This is a genomic window from Okeanomitos corallinicola TIOX110 (genome assembly GCF_038050375.1).
Lineage (GTDB): Bacteria > Cyanobacteriota > Cyanobacteriia > Cyanobacteriales > Nostocaceae > Okeanomitos > Okeanomitos corallinicola.
The window spans coordinates 3,238,984-3,261,985 of the sequence record NZ_CP150886.1 but is presented as its reverse complement, the minus strand read 5'-3'; the positions used below and the strand labels follow the sequence as shown (position 1 = coordinate 3,261,985).

Genomic DNA, 23,002 nt, shown 5'->3' with positions numbered 1-23,002 from the left:
GAGATACAGCGATTTCTATTGTTTTCCCAAATGTGCAATTAATTTTGCCCAGGTACTTAATAGTTATTTGTCGGATTAATGATTCTCATGTTTGAGAAATAATGGCCTGTAAGAGTTAAATTTATAAAAACCAAACTCTAAAGGCCATTTTTATTTTTTACTACAATTTACAGTGGGTAAATTCAATTATTGACCAGTAATTATTACTGACTTGAACTAACAGTCTTGAACTAACAGTGAAATTATTCTACAACTACTGTTGCTTCTTCGTGTTCATCAACGATTTCTACTGTTTTAGGTTTTTCCACTACTTCTGCTTCAGTAGTAGTTTCTGAATTCAGATGATCTGTTAGTTTGATTTTTAGGTCATCGGAAATTGGTAAGTCTTGAATTTCTTTGAGGATTCCTCTCAAAGGTTCGGTTTTTTTCCGTTCTGAATAGATGGCTTTAACAATTGCTTCTAGTCCGAAGCTGGAAACAGCATCTCCGATAATTGTTGTCAGTCCTAGTAAACCTATGCCACCAACAATCCCAAAAGGTCCACCTATTGCGGTGAGTGTAGCAACGACAGCAGCATTACTACCTGCTGATGTCACGGTTAAAATTACGAGAATTACGCCAGGAAGACCAAGTCCACCTAGTTTTTTAGCCAGTTCGTCAAAGTTCATAATTTCTATTCCTCCAATTTTTTGGTTAACACTTTCTCAGTAGTATGGTATGTGATTCTTTGAAGACAAAGAAAACAATTTGCAAGTCTATGGTAATCCTAACTATCAAATCAACCTAAATTTTTAACATTTTCCTCCTGATTAACCTAAATTTGTGTATTATCTTGACTTTTAATCAAGAACGTGGCTGATTTTGCCTTTTATAGCTGAGATCGCCACTGTTCTTGGAGATGCCAGATAGTTTTTGCCTGTTGGATCGCCACTGCGTCCTTTAAAATTACGATTGGTTGCATAAACCCCCGTTTCTTCTTTGTTCAAAACTCCAATTCCTGAATTGATACAAGCTCCACAACCTGATTTGAGAACCTGTGCGCCGGCTTGAGTAAATATATCTAGATAACCTAATGCTTGAGCTTTTTCCCGAATTTCTACGGAAGCTGGGACTATAAATAAATTTACACCATCTGCTATTTGCCGACCCTGTAAAACTGCTGCGGCCTGAGCTAAATCGTATAGTTTTCCCCCTGTGCATGAACCGATAAAGGCTTTGGTGATCGGAGTTGTTTCTAATTCACTAATAGGTACTACCTGGTCTGGTTTAGGAGGACGAGCAATTTGTGGTTCTAGATTGCTGAGGTCAAATTGATAGACTTTTTCATACTCGGCATCTGTATCACCAATAATTTCTGTAAATTCTTGGGTGGTGCGATTATTTACGTAATTTCTGGTGGTTTCATCAGGAACAATTAAACCACAGATTGCTCCACACTCTATGGCCATATTTGCTAGAGTCAAACGCTCGTCAAAGGGAAGTTGTGCGAGTATTGATCCTCTAAATTCCATTACTTTACTGGTTGCACCAGCACAGCCAATTTTTCCCAGAATAAATAAGATAATATCTTTGGCACTGATGTGGGGTGGTAAAGTTCCAGACAGTTCAAATACTAATGTTGGGGGGACACGCATCCACATATCACCCATAGCATAGATATTTGCCATGTCTGTAGTTCCTACTCCGGTAGAAAATGCTCCTAATGCTCCGTAGGTGCAGGTATGGGAATCTGTCCCAGCAATGATCATTCCTGGTCTAACAAATCCTTTTTCTGGGAGTAATACATGACAGATACCGGCGGCTTCCCCTGGTGAAACTATATCAAATAGATGGCATCCTTGGTCTTTAGCAAACTCGACCATCTGTTCATACATGACATTGGCTTTTTGGTCGCTACGGATGTCATTGACTTGAATAAAATGGTCTGCTACTAAAACTACTTTTTGGGCATCCCATAGTTTTGCTTCTAGTCCATAGTGTTGATAAAATATTCGGGCTACGGGACTGGATACGGCATCATGGGATAGTGCTAAATCAACTTTGGCAAATACGACTTCTCCAGGGCGGACATAGGCATTACCGGAGGCTTTGGCGAGGAGTTTTTCCACTAATGTCATCGAGCGTGGAGATGTGACACTGGGGGGAATGGTAATTTTTCCCTGACGACGCATCTGGTTGAAGGGTATGAGTCCACCGACTTTGGCGATCGCCTCAATTACTGGATTATCCTGATTTTCACCCATAATTTCTAAGGGCAATCCTATATTGATACTATTTCGATAAAAAATTTCTGCAAATGATTTAGCTTGCACTTTTTCAATACCAGCAGCTTTGATGGCTATGGGGGCAATTTCTCGACTAGAACCACAACCAAAATTTTCTCCGGCGGCAATAACGTTATATTTTTTTAACTCTCCTACTCCGATCAAATGTTCTAGAGCATATTCTTTTAAAATCTCTGGATCATCGGCTGTGGCTCGCTTGGCAGGAATTATATCATCTGTATTAATATCATCACCTAAATTTAAAATTTTATTGATTTGACTCATGAATTTCTCCTTATTAAAAATGTTAATCTTTGGTAATTTCGGCTAATAAAAGTTTAATTAATGTTTCAGTATTAACTAATTTTTCTACTCCTTGGGGAGACAAATCCGCTGTCCGATATCCTTGGGCTAAAACTCGCTCTTGTGCTGTCGTAATTCTTTGGGCTGCCCCCATTTCTCCCCACTGTTCTAGCATTAAAACACAAGCTCCCAGTGTTCCCAAGGGGTTAGCTATGCCTTGACCGGCAATATCTGGGGCTGTACCATGAATGGCTTCGTATAATCCAAATCCATCGGCATTCAAACTGGCTGATCCTAGTAAACCCAAAGATCCCACTAAAGCTCCACCAATATCACTAAGAATATCCCCAAATAGATTACCTGCCAAAATTACATCAAATCTTTGGGGATTGATTACCATTTGCATAGCTAAGTTATCTACTAACATTGGTTCTACAATCACACCTGGAAATTCTCTGGCTTCTTCTTGGACTAGACGAGTCCAGGGTAAATGAGGTAGGGCGTTTTCTTTATGGGCTATGGTGAGTAATCCCCGCCGCTGTTGAGCTTTTTGCAATGCCTGACGCGCGATTCGCCTAATCTCTTGATCGTAATAGATCATGGTATGGTAGCCATACTCTCCTGTTTCATCCTGAGAACGTCCAGCATGACCAAAATATATCCCACTGACCAATTCTCGAATGATGAGGATATCTAAACCTTGAACTTTTTCTGGTCGGAGGCTGGATTTATGCAACAGGCTATCTATAATCCGAATCGGCCGCAGATTGCAAAAAAAGTCGTAATGTTTTCTTAGTTCTAGCAGGCCGCCCTGAGTAACTGCACCAAATAAAATTCCATCCGCTCCATTGCATAGCTCTATTGTGGCTTGAGGAAAGTAACTACCAAATTTTTCTAAGGCTGTTACACCCAGCCAAGCATAATTTACTTGGATGGTAAATCCTTCCAGTTTGGCTACTTGTTGCAGAATTCTCACAGCAGCTTCTACAACTTCTGGGCCAATTCCTTCACCGGGGATGGCAACTATGCGATAGATTGGGTTGTCTATAGACCTCATATTTTTTAGTCTTGGTTAATTAATTAGGTTTAATCCCTCTGAATTTTATTTTTAGCACCAGACATCAGACATAATTAATAAGATTTTAATTTTTTCCTATAAATAGTCTCATCTTGATTGAAAAAAAGCAACAACATTTAGGATATTTAAGGTCGGAATGCGTGCTAAAAAAGTTTTTTGTGTCCACACTGTGGTTTAATCCCAAGTCTGTGTCAAAATGAGCGAAATTTGAGCATGAAATAACCGCCAAAAAAGGGATATAGTCATACAAATCAGGAAATCTAAGATTCAGAAATTCTGACTTTGGCAGTTTGTAATCTCTGATTTATGGTATGTTATATAATTTGAATCGGCAAAAATTTACTTATTTTTTACGGGTTCTCTGTTTACTTAGCAAAGTTTATTTCATAAAAATTAAGATAATTTTAAGAAATAATTATTTGGACAGTTAAGATATTTAATATCTAGTTCTCTTAATTAAATTGAACAACAGGATTTACTATTTTTGGAAATTAAACTGAACTTTTTGGTCAAATCTTCTGACTTCTGAATTATGATATCTTTAAGTTCAATTTAAAGCTTGATTAAATAATACTTATTATGCTCTGAATGTTTTTATTTTGGGGCATCAACAGATAAGGTTTTTTATCAAGGGCGGCGAGAAACCCACACCTAAAAGGAGTGGGATCAGCTTCATTATTTCGCAAACTCTACTTAAATCAGGACTTTGCCCCGTAGAGGTTTTAGTGGTGTGTGATCGCGGCTAACTAAGAATTCTGGTCTGGGTTTTCCCTTAAAACTTGGTATGTTGTTGATGCTGTTATAGGTAATTATCAGTAGTCTCCGAGGGTAAGGAGAAATATTAGGTGCTGATCCGTGTACTAAATTACTGTGAAAAAATAAGACAGAACCAGCGGGTCCTTTTGGTGCAACTATACCTTTTTTATGAGTGAGCTTGGCTATAGTATTGTTATCCAGGGAGTATTTGAGAGCAGCACTAACATTTGATTCCCAGTTATTTGGTATTTCTGAGGAGTCTTTTTGTCCTAAATGAATCAGGCTCTGTTGATGAGAACCAGGAATAAAATACATTGGACCATTAAACTCGTTACATTCATCTAAAAATACAGCAACATTCAAGGCTTTGGGGGATGGCATCCCATCTTCCTCATCCCAAAATACATAGTCTTGATGCCATGGCCATACATCGCCACTAAAAGCTGCTTTCAGGTTGACTTTAAATTGGTAAATATAAACATCGCTATTGAGCATCTCACAAGCAGATGCCAAGAGGCTAGGATGTCGAATCAAGGAATCAAAAATTTCTGAGTTGTTATGACATCCATGTAGGGCGCGTACTGTTTTTTTATCTTTTTCTAAAATGCGCCCTGGTATATCTTGTTTACTCAAATCTTCAACAGCAGCTTGCATTTCCGCAACTTCTTTTGTCGAGAATAGTTCTGGGATAAATAGTAGTCCAGTTTCTCTGTAATCTTCTATTTGCTCTTTTGTTATTTCCACGTTTTTCTCCATGTAAGTTAACCTGTGAAATGAATATTACTTTTATACTTTTATCTGAGAAAGCAGCTTATTTCGGATTGCAAAAAAAATTGTTTGCCATTAGTACCATTGCCATATTGTGATGTTGGATTTTGGTAGCACTATAGCATTAAGTCTGGCAATAATATAAATTTATCAGACATTCTCAATTATGACTATTCATAAGACTCTGTAAATAGGGATTCTCAGGAAAAATCTCCCCAGGCTGGATATAAATGAATCATAAAGTCTTCAAAAGCAAGAGGTTTTTTCAAAAAAAATAGGATTCCTCATTCTTGAGGAGATTTAAAACATTTAAAACATTTAAGTGAATAATTAAGAAATTTGCATAAATACTGGAGTTTAACTATTTAGATTAAATAATCTAAACATTGGTGTAAAAATGGTAAAAATAATTAATTATTCTAATTTTTTGGCTACAGTAGCTTACAATGGCTTATGCTTACGATACTATTAGCTTAAAAATGGGTTAATTTTATCAACACTCAAACCAAAACTATTCTCTAAACCAAAACTATTCTCTAATATTTTAGCCTGTGAATGGGTAATGATAGGAATTTATGGCATAGTGTGAGAACATAATAGTTACAGATGATTGTTAATTTAAGCAAAGAGTCGGCTATGTCAATCGTCAGAGGATGTTTGAAGTTGAAACGAGAAACGATCGCAGTAAGTTGATTATCTCTAACCTTGTGATATTCAAGAACAAACTTCTTCACCAAAACGTATTTACAGATATACATTTATTTTCGTGCATTAACTTAATAATTTGGAGATATAAATTTCGTGGCAAATAAAGTAATTGAGCAATTCGTTGTGACATTTGATGGCCAAGATGATTATATAGATTTTGGCAGAAATGATGTTAGTGGTGCTTTATCTCATGGTAGTAAAACTTTTACAGTTTCAGGATGGATAAATCCCCATGAACTGACAAGCAATGCCACTACTTATGGAACACGTAATGTATTCTTTGCTCGTTCTTCTGATAGATACAGTGATAATTTTGAATTTGGTATTAATGAAGTAGGAAATTTAGATATTTACATTGATGAAAAATTAATAAAGTATATTAAAACTCTTGGTAATAGAGAGTTAATTGCTAATCAATGGCACTTTTTCGCTATTATTTTTAATGAGGGTGAGTTGACTGTATATCTAGATGGGAATGAATATCTGGAGTTTTTCCAAGGTTCTTCCTTAAATAAAGCCACAAGTCCTATAACTTTGGGAGCGACTCTACATAATAATATTTATTTTAAAGGACAATTAGCTCATATTAGTATTTGGGATTGTGCCTGTACTCCAGCACAAATTCATAGTCTTCATTCTGGACTAATTATTGGAGATGAAGAAGGACTAGTCGCTTATTGGAAATTAGATGAAGGTGAAGGCAAAACTGTGAAAAACTTGGTGGGAAGTTCCTATCAAGGCAGTTTACATGGTGATCCTAGTTGGGATTTAGCGGGAATACCATTTATCAATGAATCATCGGATCAAAGTGATACAGAAACGGAAGTTATAGACAATATAAATACAAGCATTTCTGGCAGCATAGAGGAGGAAACACCACAGTCAGAAACAGATCATGAAAAATCGGGGATTACAGAAACTCTGATATCTCCCCAATCACAAGCAGAAGCAAAAAAAGATCAAACTCAAGTCGCTGTCAATATTCAAGTCAAACAAACATTAATTGAGGAATCCCAGGAAACTATGAATACAACAGCTAAATCTAAATGTAAAATCCTTGCCATTGATGGCGGTGGTATTCGCGGTATTATTCCTGCAATGTTATTAGCAGAAATTGAAAAACGTACACAAAAACCAATATTTAGTTTGTTTGATTTAATTTCTGGTACTTCCAGTGGTGGAATTTTAGCACTGGGTTTAACAAAACCTAAGTCAATTTCTGGTGATCATTTATCTCTGGCAGAATATAGTGCGGAGGATCTTGTCCATCTATTTGTTGAGTATGGAGTGGAGATATTTTATGAACCATTATTTGAAAAATTATTAGGTCCCCTGGAGGATATTTTCTTCCAACCTAAGTATGCTTCTACAAGCAGAGAAGATATTTTAAAGCAATATTTTGGTAAATCTCTGTTGGAGAATAATCTTAAAGAGGTGTTTGTTACTAGTTATGATATTGAGCAGCGAATTCCCATATTTTTTACTAATAAACAGGAAAAACAACAAATAGAATCTAAAAAGTTTCGGAATTTATCTGGGGGTTTTTCACTTCTAGATGCAGCATTGGCAACGAGTGCTACTCCTACTTATTTTCCTCCCCATCGTATTGTTACTTCCCATAATACTAATGGTTTCTATACTTTAGTTGATGGTGGCGTTTTTGCTAATAATCCTGCCCATTTAGCTATTTTGGAAGCACAACTTAGTAGTAAAAAAGCGGGAAATAGGGTTCTGAATACGGAGGATATTGTAGTAGTTTCTTTGGGTACAGGTTCGTTAACAACTGTTTATCCTTATAACGAAGTTAAAAATTGGGGGCTTTTACAATGGGGAAGACCTCTTTTAAATATTATGTTTGATGGTGGTAGTGAAGTGGTATCCGGGGAGTTAGAAAGGTTATTTGAACCTAGTGATAACACAGCTAAAAGTTCTTATTATCGGTTCCAAACATTTTTGGATGGGAAATTAGAAGAAATAGACAATACAAAATTACAAAATACTCGTCAGCTACAAACTATAGCCCAGCAAATGATTTCTAAAAACAGCCGACAAATAGATGATTTGTGTAGTCTTTTGTTGGAGTAAATTCTGGCAGGTTTAGGAATAATTAGGGCTTGCTAAATATATCCAAAACCTTGTTCAATATTTTTCCTGTGTGCTACTTTTCAAAGATAGTAATTCCTTAACTTCTACAAGTTTTAGAATTGCTTGGAAAAATAAGCACGATAGAGTTGGCAACGGGGTAAGACGCGATCACCTCTAAAGGTAATTAATCCTAAATTCTCCAATTTATAAGCATGAATAGGATCAATAAAAACACTCTCTTTAGTGGCAACAACCTCAGCATAAGTTTTGATTAAATCAGGATGTGATTGTAGTTTTACCCAATGTTGTTGTAAGTGATGACGATAAATACCACCATGAGCGATCGCTTCTTCGATCAATTTTGGTAAAGTAATGGTTTCGTAACTAAGATGATATAATGCTATTTGTATCATGGCTGGATGACCGCCAATCAAAGACATTAACAAAACTGATTCTTTACCAGTATCCCACTGTAGCTGATATCGTCTAGCTAATTCTTCTACTTGTTCCTGAGTAAAGTCTTTTAGTTGAATAGGTAGACCAATATTCAGTGGAGAGTGGTTGATATTTAAAGAAACAAATTGTTCCGTGGAATAAGCTACTACCAACCTCAATTTTTGCCATAAATAGTTTTGTCTAGCCTCCTCACACCATGAATATAACAAGGCAAAAAATTCCTGGGCAATATGGGGATACTCAAAAAAATGGTCTACTTCACTTAATACTAAAACTATGGGTCTATTGACCTGTTTGAGAATATACTCTTGTAAGTAAAAGCTACAGGTTAACTTATAACCAATTTCTTCACGCCAATAATCATCAATATTCGGCTCAATTCCCAGTTTTGTGGCAATTTGACAGCAAATACAACGCAATAGCTTATTTAAGTTAGTTAAACAATGATAATCAATGTAGGTGAAACTTAAATTTACAGTGCGATACCCTTGTGTACTGGCAAAGGCTAACAGACGTAGTATCAAAGAAGTCTTTCCCATCTGTCTAGGCGACTGGATGCGAACTATACAGCCCGGTTGCATAACTTCTCGATAAATTAATTCTTCTATCGGTAGACGCTCAATATATAAAGGCGAATCTAAGGGTACTGGACCATCTGGATATAACCATGGAGAGTTAATTTTCGTTTGTATATCTAAATTCTTGGAGATAGTTGAGATAGTATTTAATATTTCCTCCTCATTTTCTTCCTTGAGGAAGATATAATCTTCACGATTAAGTTCTAAATTAAAGGCGTTAAAGCATAATTTAAGAGTTTTTTGGTCTACACCTTTGTTTGCTGACCATAGTCTACTGATAGTTTTAGCAGAAACATTTGTGTGTTGGGATAGCTGTTCTAAAGTTAAGTGATGGCCTTGGTTTTCTTTTTCTTCCCACAATGAAATTGCTTTTTGTAAGCGCTGTAGTCCTCTGGTAGAAAGAAGTACACCCCGTTTCCTCGTAGTCTTATTTTGCTTGATAGCCATAATCCCGATTTTTCACCAAAATTATTGATTACATTTTCCTAAAATTTTCTACGTGTAGTATATATTCAGTTTTAATTGGTATCTAAAATTACACTTAGTAAGGGAATAAGTGTGCATTTTGCTTGTTGTTGCATTTTTAATTGTATTAAAATTACAGATTACAGACAAAAAATATTGCTACTAATAAAAATTTAGCAGTCAGGATATTTGATATATCAGTAGACTATCAAACAATGATTTTTTATGTAACCGTAAAATATAATTTACCGTTCAAGTACATAAATACCAAGTTTATACCTTTAGCGATTAAACTTATTAAATTTAGCTAACTTAACTATATATGAAAAATTGTCTTGATGGTAAGGTGAGAGGATTTTGGATTATAGCAACAGATGATGAAGCTTAGACACAAAAAGACTTTCGAATCTGTCACCTGTCACCTGTTACCTGTCACCTGTCACCTGTCACCTGTCACCACGACAAGACTTTATTGATTAATAATTTGGTTTTGCTAAATTTTTAAATTTTGTGAATTGTGGTTCAAATAAAAGTTTTATAGTTCCTGTTGGTCCGTTACGATGTTTAGCTATGATTACTTCTGCGATTCCCCGATCTGGTGTGTCTGGTGAGTAGTATTCATCGCGGTAGAGCATAATTACTAAATCTGCGTCTTGTTCAATGGAATTGTGAACAATGATGTTATTCGCTACAAAATTGTGTAAATTCGGCACTGTTAGGTCAAATACTTCTTCTTCTCCATCTGGTATGATTGACATAATCTCATCCCAATATACATCACTGTTGGCAAGGGCAAGTGACTCATGAGTATTAGCAACTTTTAATGCTCTTTCTCGACTTCTGAAATTTCCGAGTAATGCAACCTCAGCATAATTCATGGTTTGTTGACCCGAAACAGGTAGATATCCAGGTAAACATATATGTTGTTTAGAACTTAACTTATCAAGTCTGTTCCAACCATGAATTGTCAGGAATTGGTGATTAGCTGTTGCCCTAATTTTTCTTCCTAGTCGAGTTTTTAAGGTAAATACGGGTTTAATACCTGTAGAGAAAGCATTACTCACAATTGCTTTTTCTAGTTTCATGGTGTTTTCATTTAGTGACGACACTTCAAAACCAGATTTACCTATTAATTCTCTAATTGGCACTTGTAATCCCGTATCTGCTAATGTGATTAAGCTATCACCTGTTAAACAACCAGATTCTCTTAAATCTGATAACATTGGTCGTTTATTGGTGCGTGCTTCTACACCACGACTTAACTGTGATAGGGCAATTACTGGTACTGATAATTCACGGGCTAGACCTTTTAAAGAACGAGTAATTCTTGATAATTCTTGTACGCGATTATCACCCCCGCCTTCCATTAATTGCAGGTAATCTATAACTATTAATCCTAGTTCTGTATTTTGTTCTGCTTGCAGTCTTCGCGCTTGACTCCGCATTTGGGTGACGGTAATGTTGGGAGTGTCTTCAATGAAAATTGGCATTTCTGAAAGCATTCCAATGGCGCGACTTAATGGTTCCCATTGGGTTTGACTGATGCGTCCGCTTCTTAAATAACCGCTTTCGATTTGTGCTTCACTGGCTAGTAGCCTCTGCACTAGCTGTTCTTTGGACATTTCTAGACTGAACATGGCAACTGGTAGTTTATAACCAGCAGCAATATTATGGGCTAGGTTTAAGCAAAATGCTGTTTTTCCCATTGATGGTCTGCCAGCGACGATAATTAGGTCAGATCGCTGAAAACCGCTGGTCATGGCATCTAAATCATAAAAACCGCAGGGAATACCAGGTAAAGCTATGCCTTGGTTACGAGTTTCTATTTCTTGAAAGGCATTGATTAATGTATCTGCAATATGAATTAGACCTGATTGGGGTTTTTCTTGGGTAACTCCAAATACTTTTTGTTCTGCTTGATCTAGGACTATTGGTAGTTCGGTTTGTGTTTCATAACCGAGTTGTACGATTTCGTTTCCAGCTTTGATTAATTGCCGTCGCAGGTATTTTTCCATGACTAACCCTGCTAGGGCATCTATATTAACTGCTGATACTGTGCGATCTACTAATGTAGCTAGTTTGTTTCTGCCACCAATGCGGGTAAGTTTATCGTTATCGGTTAGCCAATTTGTAATAGAGAGTAAGTCTGTAGGTTTATTTTGGGCATGAAGAGTTAAGGCCGCTTGATATATGTCTTTATGGGGGTTAATATAAAATGCTTCCGGTGTGAGGCGATCGCGGATTCTACCTATGGCTTCTGGATCTAGGAGTATACCCCCCAAAATCGCTTCTTCTGCTTCGATATTTTGGGGTGGTAGGTGGTCACTTCCATCACCTTGGAAACTCAGTTCTTCAGCCATAAACAATTTTGGATTGATCAGCAGAGTTTTAATGGTAGCTTGACATACTCCCCACCCTAGAAGGGTGAGGATTCTGGGATCAAACAGCAATTGCTGGCATGGCCAGTCTCACATCGCCTAACCCAATGGTTGATGCCTCAACCATTTGAATATTTTTAGCCGCATTTTCATCACGTCCATGAAAAGAATTGCATGATGGACAACGCCACTGTCTAATCGCCAAATCTAGACTTTCTAAAATATGTCCACAAACAGAACAAGTTTTACTGGATGGATACCACTGGTTTATATAAACTACCTGTTTATTTTTCTTCTGGGCTACCCACTCTAGTATTTGCAAAAACTCACCAAAAGCCAAGTCTGATATTTTTCTACCCCAAAGACGTTGCATACCTTTGAGGTTTAAAGTTTCAAAACATAAAACATCAAACTTATCAGTTAATGTGTGAGCTAGTTTCCAAAACCAATCACGTCTTTTGTTACAAACATCTTCATGTTTACGAACTAAGTTCTTTCTAGCTCGTTCACGATTATGTGATCCTTTTAGTTTTTTGGAATGATATCTACTAGCTTTCTTGATAGCATTTAGAGATTGTTTTAGAAATTCTGGAGAATCAATTTTAGTCCCATCAGAACAAGTTAGGAAAACTTTTAAACCGAAATCAAACCCCGCTATCTTACCAGTCGTTGATTTGATTTCTGGTTCTAACTCATTATCAACTACAATAACCATAAACATTTCACCTAATGCAGTACGCTTTATGGTTATTGTTTTAATCTTTCCTTCTATTTCTCTAGATTTCCAAAATTGATATACTCTTTTTCCAATCTTTACCCTGTTCCTACCTAAGAATTTATAGCCAGCTTGTTTAAGAGTTAAAGATTTATATTTCTTAACTTTCTTAAACTCTGGTGGTCTTACTCCTTTCTTGTTGTGTTTGAAGAATAATTGGTATGCCTTATCTATTCTCTGGCAGATATCTTGTACTGCTTGAGAGCCTACTAATTGCCAGAACGAATTACGTTTTCTTAACTTAGCAATATGTGACTGAAGTTTTGCACAGTTTAAGTGTTTGCCCCATATTCGGTAGTACCGTTTATGTAGAGCAATACAATGGTTATAAATCACCCCTGCGGCGTTAATCATCCGTTTGAGGTGTTTACTCCTTTTGTGTTCATATAACTTAAACTTCAGTGTTTTCATGACCATAACTATATCAAGGTCGCCCTAGAAGGGCAAGGCTTTCGACCCATTTTTTTGGTAATTGGAAAGTTAGAAGGTAAAAGGTAAAGGGCAAAAGGTAAAGGGTAAAAGGCAATACATTATTTATTTTTATCTCTATTACTCTCACCCAATTTTCTTCTTTTCTGTCACCTGTTACCTGTAACCTGTCACCTTCTACTGAACTTAGCTGGCAACAACTTCTACTTCTATTTGGGCTGTTACTTCGGAATGCAGTTTGATTTCTGCTTTGTATGTACCCAAGTGATTAATGTCAGGGATGGTAATACCACGTTTATCAATTTCTTGATTGGTAGCTGCTTGAATTGCATCTACTACATCCTGGGTGGTTACTGTACCGAAGATAGCTTCGTTTTCACCTACTTGTTTAGCAATTGTCAATTTAGCAACTTTTTCTATGGCTGCTTTTTGTTCTTGTGCTTGTTGTTGGAGTTCTAGTTGGCGTTGACGTTCTAGTTCACGACGGCGCTCTACTTGTCTTAAAATACCGGGAGTAACGTGAGTAGCTAAACTCTGGGGGATTAGATAGTTACGAGCATAGCCGGGAGCTACATCCACTAAGTCGCCGGATTGCCCTAGCTTGCTCACATCTTTTGTTAATACTAACTGCACTCGTTTGGCCATTGTTTTTCGTTTTTTCCTGTAAAATCTCGTTGAATTGGGTGTCAGCAGGATAGCTTACAAAAGTGTAGCTTGACCTTGAGCGACTTTCATTATTATCCCAAAGACTATATATTTTAACTAATTTTAGGGGGCGATCGCAATACTAATTCTTAAAAATCAAGATTCTATTTTGCTAAGTTTCCTAGTCATGTAGTTACTTGATGGTAAGTACAATAGCGATCGCGTCCCTGTTGTTTGGCTTTGTATAAAGCTTTATCAGCATTACCTATAAGTGTGTTCGGTCTAATTTCCAAGCTTGGTATAACGGAAGCAATGCCTAAAATGCCTCAACTGATGGTAACAATATCTCAGACATTAGAATCTGTATACAGTCACCCATCTTGAGTTGCTTGACAAAATCTAAAAAATCTGTTAACAATGGATATTTGTGGAAACTTTACCCTTTAATATAATCTCTTGGCTAACGTCATTGTCATAGGCTCTCAATGGGGCGACGAAGGAAAAGGTAAAATAACTGACTTACTCAGCCGCTCCGCAGATGTGGTGGTACGTTACCAGGGGGGTGTTAACGCTGGACACACAATAGTAGTCCAAGGTCAGACATTTAAACTGCACTTAATCCCCTCTGGTATACTATATCCAGATACTGAATGTATCATCGGCTGTGGGACAGTTATTGATCCACAGGTTTTGATACAAGAACTCGAACAACTTGAACAATTAAATATTTCTACTGCTAATCTGCTCATATCTGAAACGGCTCATGTTACCATGCCTTATCATCGTTTAATTGATAAGGCATCAGAAGAACGTCGGGGAAGTCATAAAATCGGTACAACTGGTAGAGGTATTGGTCCTACCTACGCTGACAAATCCGAACGGACAGGCATCAGGATGTTAGACTTGATGGATCCAGATGGATTACGAGAACAGTTAGAATGGACCATTAATTATAAAAACACAATTTTAGAAAAGTTGTATAACATACCTCCCCTTGACCCCAAAAAGGTAATTGAGGAGTATTTAGGTTATGCAGAAAGATTACGTCCTTTTGTGGTGGACACATCAATTAAAATATATGATGCGGTACAAAAACGACGTAACATTTTGTTTGAAGGCGCACAGGGAACTCTGCTGGATCTAGATCATGGGACTTATCCTTATGTGACTTCTTCCAATCCTGTCGCTGGTGGTGCTTGCGTGGGTACTGGTGTAGGGCCAACAATGATAGACCGGGTAATTGGCGTATCCAAGGCATACACTACTAGAGTAGGAGAAGGCCCATTTCCTACAGAGCTAGATGGGGAAATTGGCGATTTATTAGGCGATCGCGGTGCAGAATTTGGCACAACTACAGGGAGAAAACGCCGTTGTGGTTGGTTTGATGCTGTGATTGGACGTTATGCAGTCCGCATTAATGGCATGGATTGTATGGCTCTGACTAAACTAGATGTCCTCGATGAATTAGAGGAAATTAAAGTTTGTGTAGCTTATGAAATAGACGGTGAACGTTGTGAGCATTTCCCCACTAGCTCCCGTCAATTTGCTCGCTGTCGTCCCATTTATAAAACTTTACCAGGTTGGCAAGTATCAACTACTGAATGCCGTAACTTGGAAGATTTACCAAAGCAAGCATTAGACTATCTAAAATTCCTGGCAGAATTGATGGAAGTCCCGATTGCGATCGTTTCTTTGGGAGCAAGTCGTGATCAAACTATCATTGTGGAAGATCCCATCCACGGGCCAAAACGCGCTCTATTGCAGGCAGACGGTACACCAGTTTCTGTTTAGTTATTAGTCATTAGTCATTGGTTATTAGTCATTAGCAACTGATAACTGATAACTGATAACTGACAACTGAAAAATATAACCACTAACCAACAAAAAACTAATAATAGTATGGCGATCGCAGTTGAATCTCAAAAACGTCCAGAAGGTAGCAAACCTAAAGCCCTACGTCGTTCTGGTTTAATCCCCGCTAATTTGTACGGACACAATGGTACAGAGTCAATTTCTTTAGTAATTGAAGCTAAAACCGTTGAGCGTTTACTTAAACAAGCAGCACCTAATAAAACTGAAGTTGTACTTAATATCCCTGAACTTGAGTGGAGTGGTTCAACTGTTATTAGAGAGGTGCAAGTACACCCAGCTAAAGGTACACCTTATCACCTTAGCTTCTTTGCAACTAAAGCATAAGAACTGGGTTCTTTTTTTTCTTTCTTCACAGTTACATTTTTTGATAATTTTTGATTTAACCAGGGTAAATCCCTGGTTTTTTGTTAAGCTATCAACGTCACATAACAGGTGACAGGTTACAGATAATAGGTGACAGCGAGCTGATATGATATCAAACCTTCCAGTCCTAATTCAACAGATGTTACAACCAGGATTTTATCCCCATGCTGTAGCAGAACCCATAGAACTAATTCAAACTCATGCTTCTTATGTCCTACTAACTGGAGATTATGTTTATAAAATTAAAAAACCTGTGAATTTTGGATTTTTAGACTACTCCACCTTAGAAAAAAGGCAGTATTGTACTAATGAAGAATTACGCCTAAATCAAAAAGGTGCAGGGGAATTATATTTAGAAGTTCTACCCATCACCCTCGCAGAAGAAAAATATTATTTAGGGGGAACAGGGGAAATCGTCGAATATGCTGTCAAAATGCGACAATTTCCCCAAAATTTTCTGTTTAGTGAACTCTTTGCTCACGATAAACTAAAGGAAATGCACTTAGAAGAATTGGGTCGTATCGTAGCTGAATATCATAAAAAAACAGAAACAAATGATTATATTCGTAGTTTTGGAGAAGTCTCACAAATCAAATTAAGTTTTGAAGAGAATTATCAGCAAAGCATTAAATATATTGGTGATACCCAAACTGAACAACAGTTTAGAGAAACAAAAGAATATACAGATAAATTTTTCGCTGAAAATTCCCAATTATTTACGAGCAGAATTACCAACAACTATATTCGTCAATGTCATGGAGATTTGCACCTGAGAAATATTGCTTATTGGCATGACAAAATCATGCTTTTTGACTGTATAGAATTTAATGAATTCTTTCGGTTTGTAGATGTAATGTACGATGTAGCATTTACAGTCATGGATATAGAAGCCAGAGGTAGAAATGACCTAGCCAACGCCTTCTTAAATACATACATAGAGCAAACCGGAGATTGGGAAGGTTTACAGGTATTACCATTATATTTAAGTAGACAGGCTTATGTCAGAGCAAAAGTTACATCCTTTTTATTAGATGATGTAAATATCTCTGCTAACGCCAAAGAAGCAGCAAAAAAAACAGCAGCTGCATATTATCGCCAAGCGTGGGAATATACTAAAGCTAAACCAGGACAAATAATTTTAATGTCAGGGTTATCAGGTTCTGGTAAAAGTACAACAGCTAAATATTTAGCTCGTCAGATAGGAGCAATTCACCTGCGCTCAGATGCAGTGCGAAAACACCTAGCGGGAATTCCCCTATTACAACGAGGTGGAAATGAAATATATACACCAGAAATGACACAAAAAACTTATAGTAAATTATTGACATTAGGAATTACACTAGCTAATCAAGGCTGGAAAGTAATTTTAGATGCTAAGTATGATCGTCAACATTTACGCCAGGAGGCAATTAATCAAGCTAATCAACATCAATTACCTATAAAAATTATTTACTGTACAGCACCAGTAGAAGTATTGCAAGAACGGCTTGTAAATCGTACAGGTGATATTGCAGATGCAACATCTGATTTATTATTTTCCCAACTTAATCAAGCAGAAGCTTTTACAGAGACAGAAAAAACCTATCTAAAAATATTGGATACAACTAAATCGAAAGAGGAGCAATTACAAGAGTTAATTTTGGCGACAAAATAACAATTAATGGCAACTTTTAAAGTTAAATTATTCAAAATCAATCATCCAATTTTGAGGTTATAAAATTATGGCATCTAACAAAAACATTCTGAGTGAAATATTATCAGCATCACCAAACTTTTTTTCTCAATTAGTTCTTGGGTTTATTTTATTTCTGATTGCTAATTTTGTGGGAGCTTCATTTGTAATCAGTTTATTTATAGGAATTATCAGTGGTATTTGTTTAGGAGTTTTTACCTCAGCTAACGAAACTAACCCCCAAATACCAGACGTAGCATCTAACGACGGTATTGATGCAGCACTAAAATACTGGTTAGCGTTTATGTTTGGGTTTATATTTCTAGGTTATTCCGCACCAATGAGTATTTTATTGGGAGGAATGGCCGCGATTGGTGGAGGTTGGATTATAGCTTGGTGGAGAAGTAAAGAAGAAACTAAAACCCAGCTACCAAATGATATTCTAGTAGAAGAAGATCCAGAATTGATCAGTCCAAGAACCCCCAGAAGAAAACAGAGAATAACCACAAATCGTTTCCGTCGTCCTTCGGGAAGTTTCAACTTTCGGTTTTGGCGAAAGTAGTTGTTTAATAGACATAATTTATTTTTACTCTTTACTAAATCATTGAAAAACATGATTATAAATAGCTACACAAAAAACTGATGAAAATATTTTTCTGTGAATGATTACACTAATTCACCTTACTCAGTTTTCGATATTCCCAAGGGTCAACAAATTTTTTATCACTCCAAACTCCCACTTTTTGCTGTTTGGCTTGGGTTTCTGCTTGTTGGAGTATATCTTTACTGGGACATTTATTTAAATAAGTACGATAAACTTTTACTAAACCTTCTTTTAACAAAACTTGTTGAATAAAAGTGCCATCTTTTAATCTTACTTCTGCTACTTTTCTACCATATTGATCATTTTCAATAATATCTAAGTTAACTCTATCTCCTCCCTGTTTCACCAGTTCTGTTAACCTTTTTTGTGCTTTTAACCCCCAGCTAAATTGGTTTTTATCTCTTACTCTTCTACTATTCTTTTCTTTATTGGTGTGGGGTATTTCCGGTGCGTCTACACAAGCAAACCGGACTGTAAATTTCTGATTATCCGTATCTCTAACTGAAATTGTATCACCATCGCTAACTCTTTCCACAATATTACTAGGTGAAGAAAAAAAGTTATCACATCCTATCAAACTAATAACAATCAGAACTATACCTGTTTTAGTGAGGAATTTAACAATATGTTGATTCATATTCACTTTTGACTATTTCTTGTGTTTCCTAAACAAATATCTTACCAATTTTGGCTTCCTAGCAATATTACTGAATTTGCCATTTAGCCAGGTTAATGTGTAAAATTGATACTAAGTTAAGTAGTGGTTAACAAACATATCTAATAATAGGTTTAGAGTGTTTGACTTAACAGAATCAGTCAATACAATCCTCTCTTTATCCATTTAATCAAACTACCAGAGCCAGATTATGAAACGCATTTACCACCATCAGCGTTGCGCTGCTGCTCAAGAGTTTCAGCAATCTTTGACTCAGCTAGAAGATATCTTACAGGTACATTCTACTGATAGTCAAATAATCACGGAAGTTGATAATAGTAAAACTTCTAATCAAAAAGATAGTGAAAATACTGAAGATATTGATTTAGCTGCTTTAGAAGATGCTTTTGCTGACATTGAGCAATATTTCGCAGAAAAGCAGAAAAAACAGCAAAATTGAAGATTAATAATTAATTAGCCATTGAGCCTAGCTATAAATATTTTGTCTTTGAGCTTCGTATAACATTAAAGCTGCGGCGATCGCCACATTCAAGGACTCAACCCCTGGACTCAGGGGAATTTTCACTTGAGTATCTGCCATTGCTGCTAAATCATCTGACAAACCAGCCCCCTCATTTCCCAGTAAAATCAGGCTAGGTTTACGCCAGTCTACCTGCCAATAGGTGAAACTAGCCGTTGGTAAAGTAGCAATTACCTGTATTCCTGCCTGTTGACATTGTTCCACTGTCGCTTTTAAATCTTGACTGACAGCCTTATTTAAACGAAACCATTGTCCAGCGGAAGCGCGTAAGACCTTGGGGTGATCCAAATCCACGCTATCATCACTTAACCATAAACCCGAAGCACCAGCAGCGGCAGCCGTTCTAATAATCGTTCCTAAATTACCGGGATCTTGGAGAGTTTCCACTGCTAAAAGTAAGCCAGTTAGAGGTACTTGGTTTTCTTCGCTGCGTCTAGCAGTTGCGACTACACCATCAGGTTGGACAGTTGTGGCGATCGCCGCTAAAACTTCTTCACTAACTAACTCTACGCGATCGCAACAACTACAAGCTAAATCCCACAACTGCGGATGTGTACTTTGCCATTGAGGAGTAAAACATACAGTTTCTAAAGGATAAGCAACCGCACAGGCTGCTTCTAACAAATGCGTTCCTTCTAATAAAAATAAATTCTGTTTGTTTCGCTCTTTAGTCGAGTGTAGCTTACGTATCTGTTTGACTAGAGAATTTTGTAAACTGGTCAGCACGATTTTAAATTAATTTGCAATTTAAGTTTTGTAAACAAAATTCAGCCCCCCAGTCAAAGATTCTAGTTTTTTGCCAATAAGTGGCTGGAAAAACTGAGAATCATTGCAGTCTCGATCCTATGAGATTTTGGGCTGATCTAAAACCCAGATGAGATCAGTTAAGTATGCGGAACCCGGGACTTGAACCCGGAAGCCTTGCGGCACTAGAACCTGAATCTAGCGCGTCTGCCAATTCCGCCAGTTCCGCTGGCATTTGTGAATCATAACCGACTTTGTATTATTACCTAAATGTTGAAAATTGTCAACATCATAGGGAATGGGTTAAAACTAACCAATGGCTAATGACCAAACAAAATTTAGGGAAGCCTACTCTTTAATGTAGAATCAAAACCAACTTCAAACCCTTATTATTACTTATTTTTTGGAGGTAGGCTTATTAATTCTTCTAGCGGCTTACCAGATGCCAAGTTGCCACCACCAGTAGACTCCTCAGTCTTGCAGATTTGCGGTGGACATACTTTGCACGGTCACGTCAGAATTAGCGGAGCAAAAAATTCAGCATTAGTGATCATGGCTGGTGTTTTACTTTGCTCAGGAGATTGTCGCATTCGTAACGTTCCTCTTTTAGCGGACGTAGAAAGAATGGGGCAAGTTTTATCTGCTTTAGGTTTGTCATTAAGTAGAGAAGGCGACATTTTAGATGTTAACGCCAGAGAGATCAGCACATCCAAAGCGCCCTATGAACTTGTTACCCAACTGCGAGCCAGTTTTTTTGCCATTGGTCCGATTTTGGCAAGACTGGGAGTAGCGCAAATGCCATTACCGGGAGGTTGTGCCATTGGTGCAAGGCCTGTTGATTTGCACGTCAGAGGACTGCAAGCCATGGGTGCAGAAGTGCAAATAGAACATGGTATTTGTAATGCCTATGTCCCCGGTAACAATAACAGACTCAAGGGAGCGAAAATTTACTTAGATACTCCTAGTGTTGGCGCGACCGAAACCTTAATGATGGCAGCTACCTTAGCCGATGGAGAAACCATCCTAGAAAATGCTGCCAGAGAACCAGAAGTAGTTGATTTAGCTAACTTCTGTAATTCTATGGGGGCAAAAATTCAAGGTGCAGGAACAAGTACCATCACCATAACTGGTGTGGAAAAACTACATTCCACCGACTACACAATTATTCCTGATCGGATTGAAACCGGGACTTTTTTACTCGCCGGTGCAATTACCCGTTCAGAACTGTTATTGTCGCCAGTAGCACCAGAACATTTAATTCCCGTGATTGCCAAACTGCGAGAAATTGGTATACCCATTGTTGAGGAAGGTAAAGACTGTTTGCGGGTTTTGCCAGCTGAAAAACTCAAAGCCACAGACATTGATACCTTACCCCATCCAGGTTTTCCCACGGATATGCAAGCGCCGTTTATGTCATTGTTAACCTTGGCAGAAGGTGACAGCATCATTAATGAATCTGTGTTTGAGAATCGTCTGCGTCATGCTTCGGAGTTAAATCGTTTGGGTGCAGATATTCGCGTTAAAGGTAATACTGCCTTTGTCCGTGGTGTACCAATGTTATCAGGCGCACCAGTTATAGGCACGGATTTGCGGGCATCTGCGGCCTTAGTCATAGCCGGACTAGCAGCAGAAGGGCAAACTAGCATCCAGGGACTAAATCATTTAGATCGTGGCTATGATCGATTAGACATGAAGTTGCAACAATTAGGCGCGAAAATTATCCGTGTCAATGAAGTATTAACTGATGCAGAATCATAGATAAATAACAGTAGTTCCTCGGCTTCTGCATCTATTTAGGTTGTGAGGATGTTGTATTTGATGACTTGATGGCGAATTTTACCAGTTGATAAAATATCAAGTTGGTAATTTTCGTCATTGATTTATTTTTTAATTGATTGATTGGCTAAAAGTCTATAAACTCTCTCAAAATTTACTCCAAAATATTAATTGATGTAGTTATACAATAAAAGTATTCCATCAATAACTTTTGCTTTATTCAGCTTAGAAATATTTTTTATGCTCCAAAGACTATATGTACACAACTTCATCTGATCAATGCCTTGATTGGTGGCGATATAGAATTATGAGTATCAATAAATAAGTAGTCGTGCAAAATAAATTTTATATTTGGGAGAGGGAACAGGGAACTCTTAACAGGGAACAGCTAAGGAATACAGACGTTTTTGTTTTCACTCAATATGTTAAATTAATTTTGCTTGGGTACTTATGACCAGCACATTTTTGTATTGCCAGAGGATGATGCTAATCGCCAGATTGCCAACGGATTTATTCAGGATTTAAACCTAAATCAACGTGCTATTCAAGTTCGACCAATTGCCAATGGTTGGAAAAAAGCTGTGGAACAATTAACAAATGATTATGCCCCTGCAATGCGACAGTTTCCCAAAAGAATGATTGTTTTACTTATTGATTTTGATGAACGTGAAGATAGATTAAGTTATGTACAAAGTCACATTCCAGAGGATTTGAGAAATAGAGTATTCGTGCTTGGTGTACAATCTAATCCAGAGAGTCTTCAAAGAGATATGAAACAGAGCTTGGAAGCTATTGGAGAAACTCTTGCTACGGATTGCTCTGAAAACAAAAATGAATTATGGGGGCATAATCTTCTCATACACAATAAACCTGAGTTAGAAGGGGTGATTGAATTTGTTAAACCATTTCTGTTTGATTAGCCAAAATCTAAGCTATCAGGATATCATTTCTAGCCCAAATATCCCAAATATGTGAGTTTTTGTGAAAAAATGGAATACTTCCACTTTACAAACTATTACCTACTAAAATAAATCCTGACCAGTAAAATGTATTCTGTGTAAGTTTTAAATAGTTATACTATCTATGG

General features: G+C 37.2%; 19 protein-coding genes and 1 tRNA gene. 8 read left to right on the top strand and 12 right to left on the bottom strand.

The features are described 5' to 3' along the window. Positions 1 to 242: 242 nt before the first annotated feature. The 4 genes from WJM97_RS14220 to WJM97_RS14205 all read right to left on the bottom strand — a co-directional run bounded on the left by WJM97_RS14220 (position 243) and on the right by WJM97_RS14205 (position 5,145). On the bottom strand, positions 243 to 668 hold the full coding sequence (locus tag WJM97_RS14220) for a hypothetical protein (protein ID WP_353929452.1): 426 nt from the start codon (positions 666 to 668) through the stop codon (positions 243 to 245). A 171-nt stretch (positions 669 to 839) separates the two neighbouring features. Then, the gene (locus tag WJM97_RS14215; protein WP_353929451.1) at positions 840 to 2,549 is read right to left on the bottom strand and encodes an aconitase/3-isopropylmalate dehydratase large subunit family protein; all 1,710 of its coding nucleotides are present in this window, start codon (positions 2,547 to 2,549) and stop codon (positions 840 to 842) included. Between the two features lie 22 nt (positions 2,550 to 2,571). Continuing rightward, positions 2,572 to 3,624, bottom strand: a complete 1,053-nt coding sequence (leuB, locus tag WJM97_RS14210; protein WP_353929450.1) for a 3-isopropylmalate dehydrogenase — start codon at positions 3,622 to 3,624, stop codon at positions 2,572 to 2,574. Between the two features lie 714 nt (positions 3,625 to 4,338). Beyond that, a complete protein-coding gene (locus WJM97_RS14205; protein ID WP_353929449.1) occupies positions 4,339 to 5,145 on the bottom strand; it encodes a phytanoyl-CoA dioxygenase family protein in 807 nt (268 codons plus the stop codon). Positions 5,146 to 5,970: 825 nt separating this feature from the next. Between WJM97_RS14205 and WJM97_RS14200 the strand changes: the two genes are divergently transcribed. After that, positions 5,971 to 7,962 (top strand): patatin-like phospholipase family protein, encoded by a 1,992-nt coding sequence (locus tag WJM97_RS14200; RefSeq protein ID WP_353929448.1) that lies wholly within the window; start codon positions 5,971 to 5,973, stop codon positions 7,960 to 7,962. A 113-nt stretch (positions 7,963 to 8,075) separates the two neighbouring features. Here WJM97_RS14200 and WJM97_RS14195 read toward each other — a convergent pair whose 3' ends face one another. The 5 genes from WJM97_RS14195 to WJM97_RS14175 form a co-directional block, all read right to left on the bottom strand. Next, entirely contained in the window at positions 8,076 to 9,443 is a 1,368-nt protein-coding gene (locus tag WJM97_RS14195) for an AAA-like domain-containing protein (RefSeq protein ID WP_353929447.1), read from the bottom strand. Positions 9,444 to 9,937: 494 nt separating this feature from the next. Next, a complete protein-coding gene (dnaB, locus tag WJM97_RS14190) occupies positions 9,938 to 11,821 on the bottom strand; it encodes a replicative DNA helicase (RefSeq protein WP_353929446.1) in 1,884 nt (627 codons plus the stop codon). Between the two features lie 79 nt (positions 11,822 to 11,900). Continuing rightward, complete coding sequence (locus WJM97_RS14185) at positions 11,901 to 13,025, bottom strand: transposase (protein ID WP_353929445.1); 1,125 nt, start codon at positions 13,023 to 13,025, stop codon at positions 11,901 to 11,903. Positions 13,026 to 13,229: 204 nt separating this feature from the next. Continuing rightward, positions 13,230 to 13,688, bottom strand: a complete 459-nt coding sequence (rplI, locus tag WJM97_RS14180) for a 50S ribosomal protein L9 (protein ID WP_353929444.1) — start codon at positions 13,686 to 13,688, stop codon at positions 13,230 to 13,232. Between the two features lie 185 nt (positions 13,689 to 13,873). Further along, entirely contained in the window at positions 13,874 to 13,981 is a 108-nt protein-coding gene (locus tag WJM97_RS14175; protein WP_353929443.1) for a hypothetical protein, read from the bottom strand. Positions 13,982 to 14,144: 163 nt separating this feature from the next. Here WJM97_RS14175 and WJM97_RS14170 point away from each other — a divergent pair, with 163 nt between their 5' ends. The 4 genes from WJM97_RS14170 (at position 14,145) to WJM97_RS14155 (ending at position 18,157) form a co-directional block, all read left to right on the top strand. After that, complete coding sequence (locus tag WJM97_RS14170) at positions 14,145 to 15,479, top strand: adenylosuccinate synthase (protein WP_353929442.1); 1,335 nt, start codon at positions 14,145 to 14,147, stop codon at positions 15,477 to 15,479. A gap of 108 nt (positions 15,480 to 15,587) precedes the next feature. Continuing rightward, the gene (rplY, locus tag WJM97_RS14165; protein ID WP_353929441.1) at positions 15,588 to 15,884 is read left to right on the top strand and encodes a 50S ribosomal protein L25; all 297 of its coding nucleotides are present in this window, start codon (positions 15,588 to 15,590) and stop codon (positions 15,882 to 15,884) included. Between the two features lie 145 nt (positions 15,885 to 16,029). Further along, complete coding sequence (locus tag WJM97_RS14160; RefSeq protein ID WP_353929440.1) at positions 16,030 to 17,577, top strand: AAA family ATPase; 1,548 nt, start codon at positions 16,030 to 16,032, stop codon at positions 17,575 to 17,577. A 67-nt stretch (positions 17,578 to 17,644) separates the two neighbouring features. Further along, the gene (locus WJM97_RS14155; RefSeq protein ID WP_353929439.1) at positions 17,645 to 18,157 is read left to right on the top strand and encodes a hypothetical protein; all 513 of its coding nucleotides are present in this window, start codon (positions 17,645 to 17,647) and stop codon (positions 18,155 to 18,157) included. 109 nt (positions 18,158 to 18,266) lie between these two features. Here WJM97_RS14155 and WJM97_RS14150 read toward each other — a convergent pair whose 3' ends face one another. Next, positions 18,267 to 18,836 carry a thermonuclease family protein gene (locus WJM97_RS14150; RefSeq protein WP_353929438.1) on the bottom strand — a complete coding sequence of 190 codons (570 nt, stop codon included), beginning with the start codon at positions 18,834 to 18,836 and terminating at the stop codon, positions 18,267 to 18,269. 229 nt (positions 18,837 to 19,065) lie between these two features. Here WJM97_RS14150 and WJM97_RS14145 point away from each other — a divergent pair, with 229 nt between their 5' ends. Then, complete coding sequence (locus tag WJM97_RS14145; protein WP_353929437.1) at positions 19,066 to 19,314, top strand: hypothetical protein; 249 nt, start codon at positions 19,066 to 19,068, stop codon at positions 19,312 to 19,314. 27 nt (positions 19,315 to 19,341) lie between these two features. Here WJM97_RS14145 and WJM97_RS14140 read toward each other — a convergent pair whose 3' ends face one another. Continuing rightward, the gene (locus tag WJM97_RS14140) at positions 19,342 to 20,121 is read right to left on the bottom strand and encodes an RNA methyltransferase (protein WP_353929436.1); all 780 of its coding nucleotides are present in this window, start codon (positions 20,119 to 20,121) and stop codon (positions 19,342 to 19,344) included. A 165-nt stretch (positions 20,122 to 20,286) separates the two neighbouring features. Next, positions 20,287 to 20,368 (bottom strand) — tRNA-Leu (locus WJM97_RS14135). Between the two features lie 221 nt (positions 20,369 to 20,589). Between WJM97_RS14135 and murA the strand changes: the two genes are divergently transcribed. Both murA and WJM97_RS14125 read left to right on the top strand, forming a co-directional pair. Continuing rightward, complete coding sequence (gene murA / locus WJM97_RS14130) at positions 20,590 to 21,897, top strand: UDP-N-acetylglucosamine 1-carboxyvinyltransferase (protein WP_353929435.1); 1,308 nt, start codon at positions 20,590 to 20,592, stop codon at positions 21,895 to 21,897. Between the two features lie 458 nt (positions 21,898 to 22,355). Further along, complete coding sequence (locus WJM97_RS14125; protein ID WP_353929434.1) at positions 22,356 to 22,835, top strand: hypothetical protein; 480 nt, start codon at positions 22,356 to 22,358, stop codon at positions 22,833 to 22,835. The last annotated feature ends 167 nt before the right edge of the window (positions 22,836 to 23,002 follow it).

Bases quoted from the DNA above. Each gene is read 5' to 3' on its own strand.
- WJM97_RS14220 (WP_353929452.1), bottom strand. From the start codon at position 668: ATGAACTTTGACGAACTGGCTAAAAAACTAGGTGGACTTGGTCTTCCT.
- WJM97_RS14215 (WP_353929451.1), bottom strand. From the start codon at position 2,549: ATGAGTCAAATCAATAAAATTTTAAATTTAGGTGATGATATTAATACA.
- leuB (WP_353929450.1), bottom strand. From the start codon at position 3,624: ATGAGGTCTATAGACAACCCAATCTATCGCATAGTTGCCATCCCCGGT.
- WJM97_RS14195 (WP_353929447.1), bottom strand. From the start codon at position 9,443: ATGGCTATCAAGCAAAATAAGACTACGAGGAAACGGGGTGTACTTCTT.
- dnaB (WP_353929446.1), bottom strand. From the start codon at position 11,821: ATGGCTGAAGAACTGAGTTTCCAAGGTGATGGAAGTGACCACCTACCA.
- WJM97_RS14185 (WP_353929445.1), bottom strand. From the start codon at position 13,025: ATGAAAACACTGAAGTTTAAGTTATATGAACACAAAAGGAGTAAACAC.
- rplI (WP_353929444.1), bottom strand. From the start codon at position 13,688: ATGGCCAAACGAGTGCAGTTAGTATTAACAAAAGATGTGAGCAAGCTA.
- rplY (WP_353929441.1), top strand. From the start codon at position 15,588: ATGGCGATCGCAGTTGAATCTCAAAAACGTCCAGAAGGTAGCAAACCT.
- WJM97_RS14160 (WP_353929440.1), top strand. From the start codon at position 16,030: ATGATATCAAACCTTCCAGTCCTAATTCAACAGATGTTACAACCAGGA.
- WJM97_RS14155 (WP_353929439.1), top strand. From the start codon at position 17,645: ATGGCATCTAACAAAAACATTCTGAGTGAAATATTATCAGCATCACCA.
- WJM97_RS14150 (WP_353929438.1), bottom strand. From the start codon at position 18,836: ATGAATCAACATATTGTTAAATTCCTCACTAAAACAGGTATAGTTCTG.
- WJM97_RS14145 (WP_353929437.1), top strand. From the start codon at position 19,066: ATGAAACGCATTTACCACCATCAGCGTTGCGCTGCTGCTCAAGAGTTT.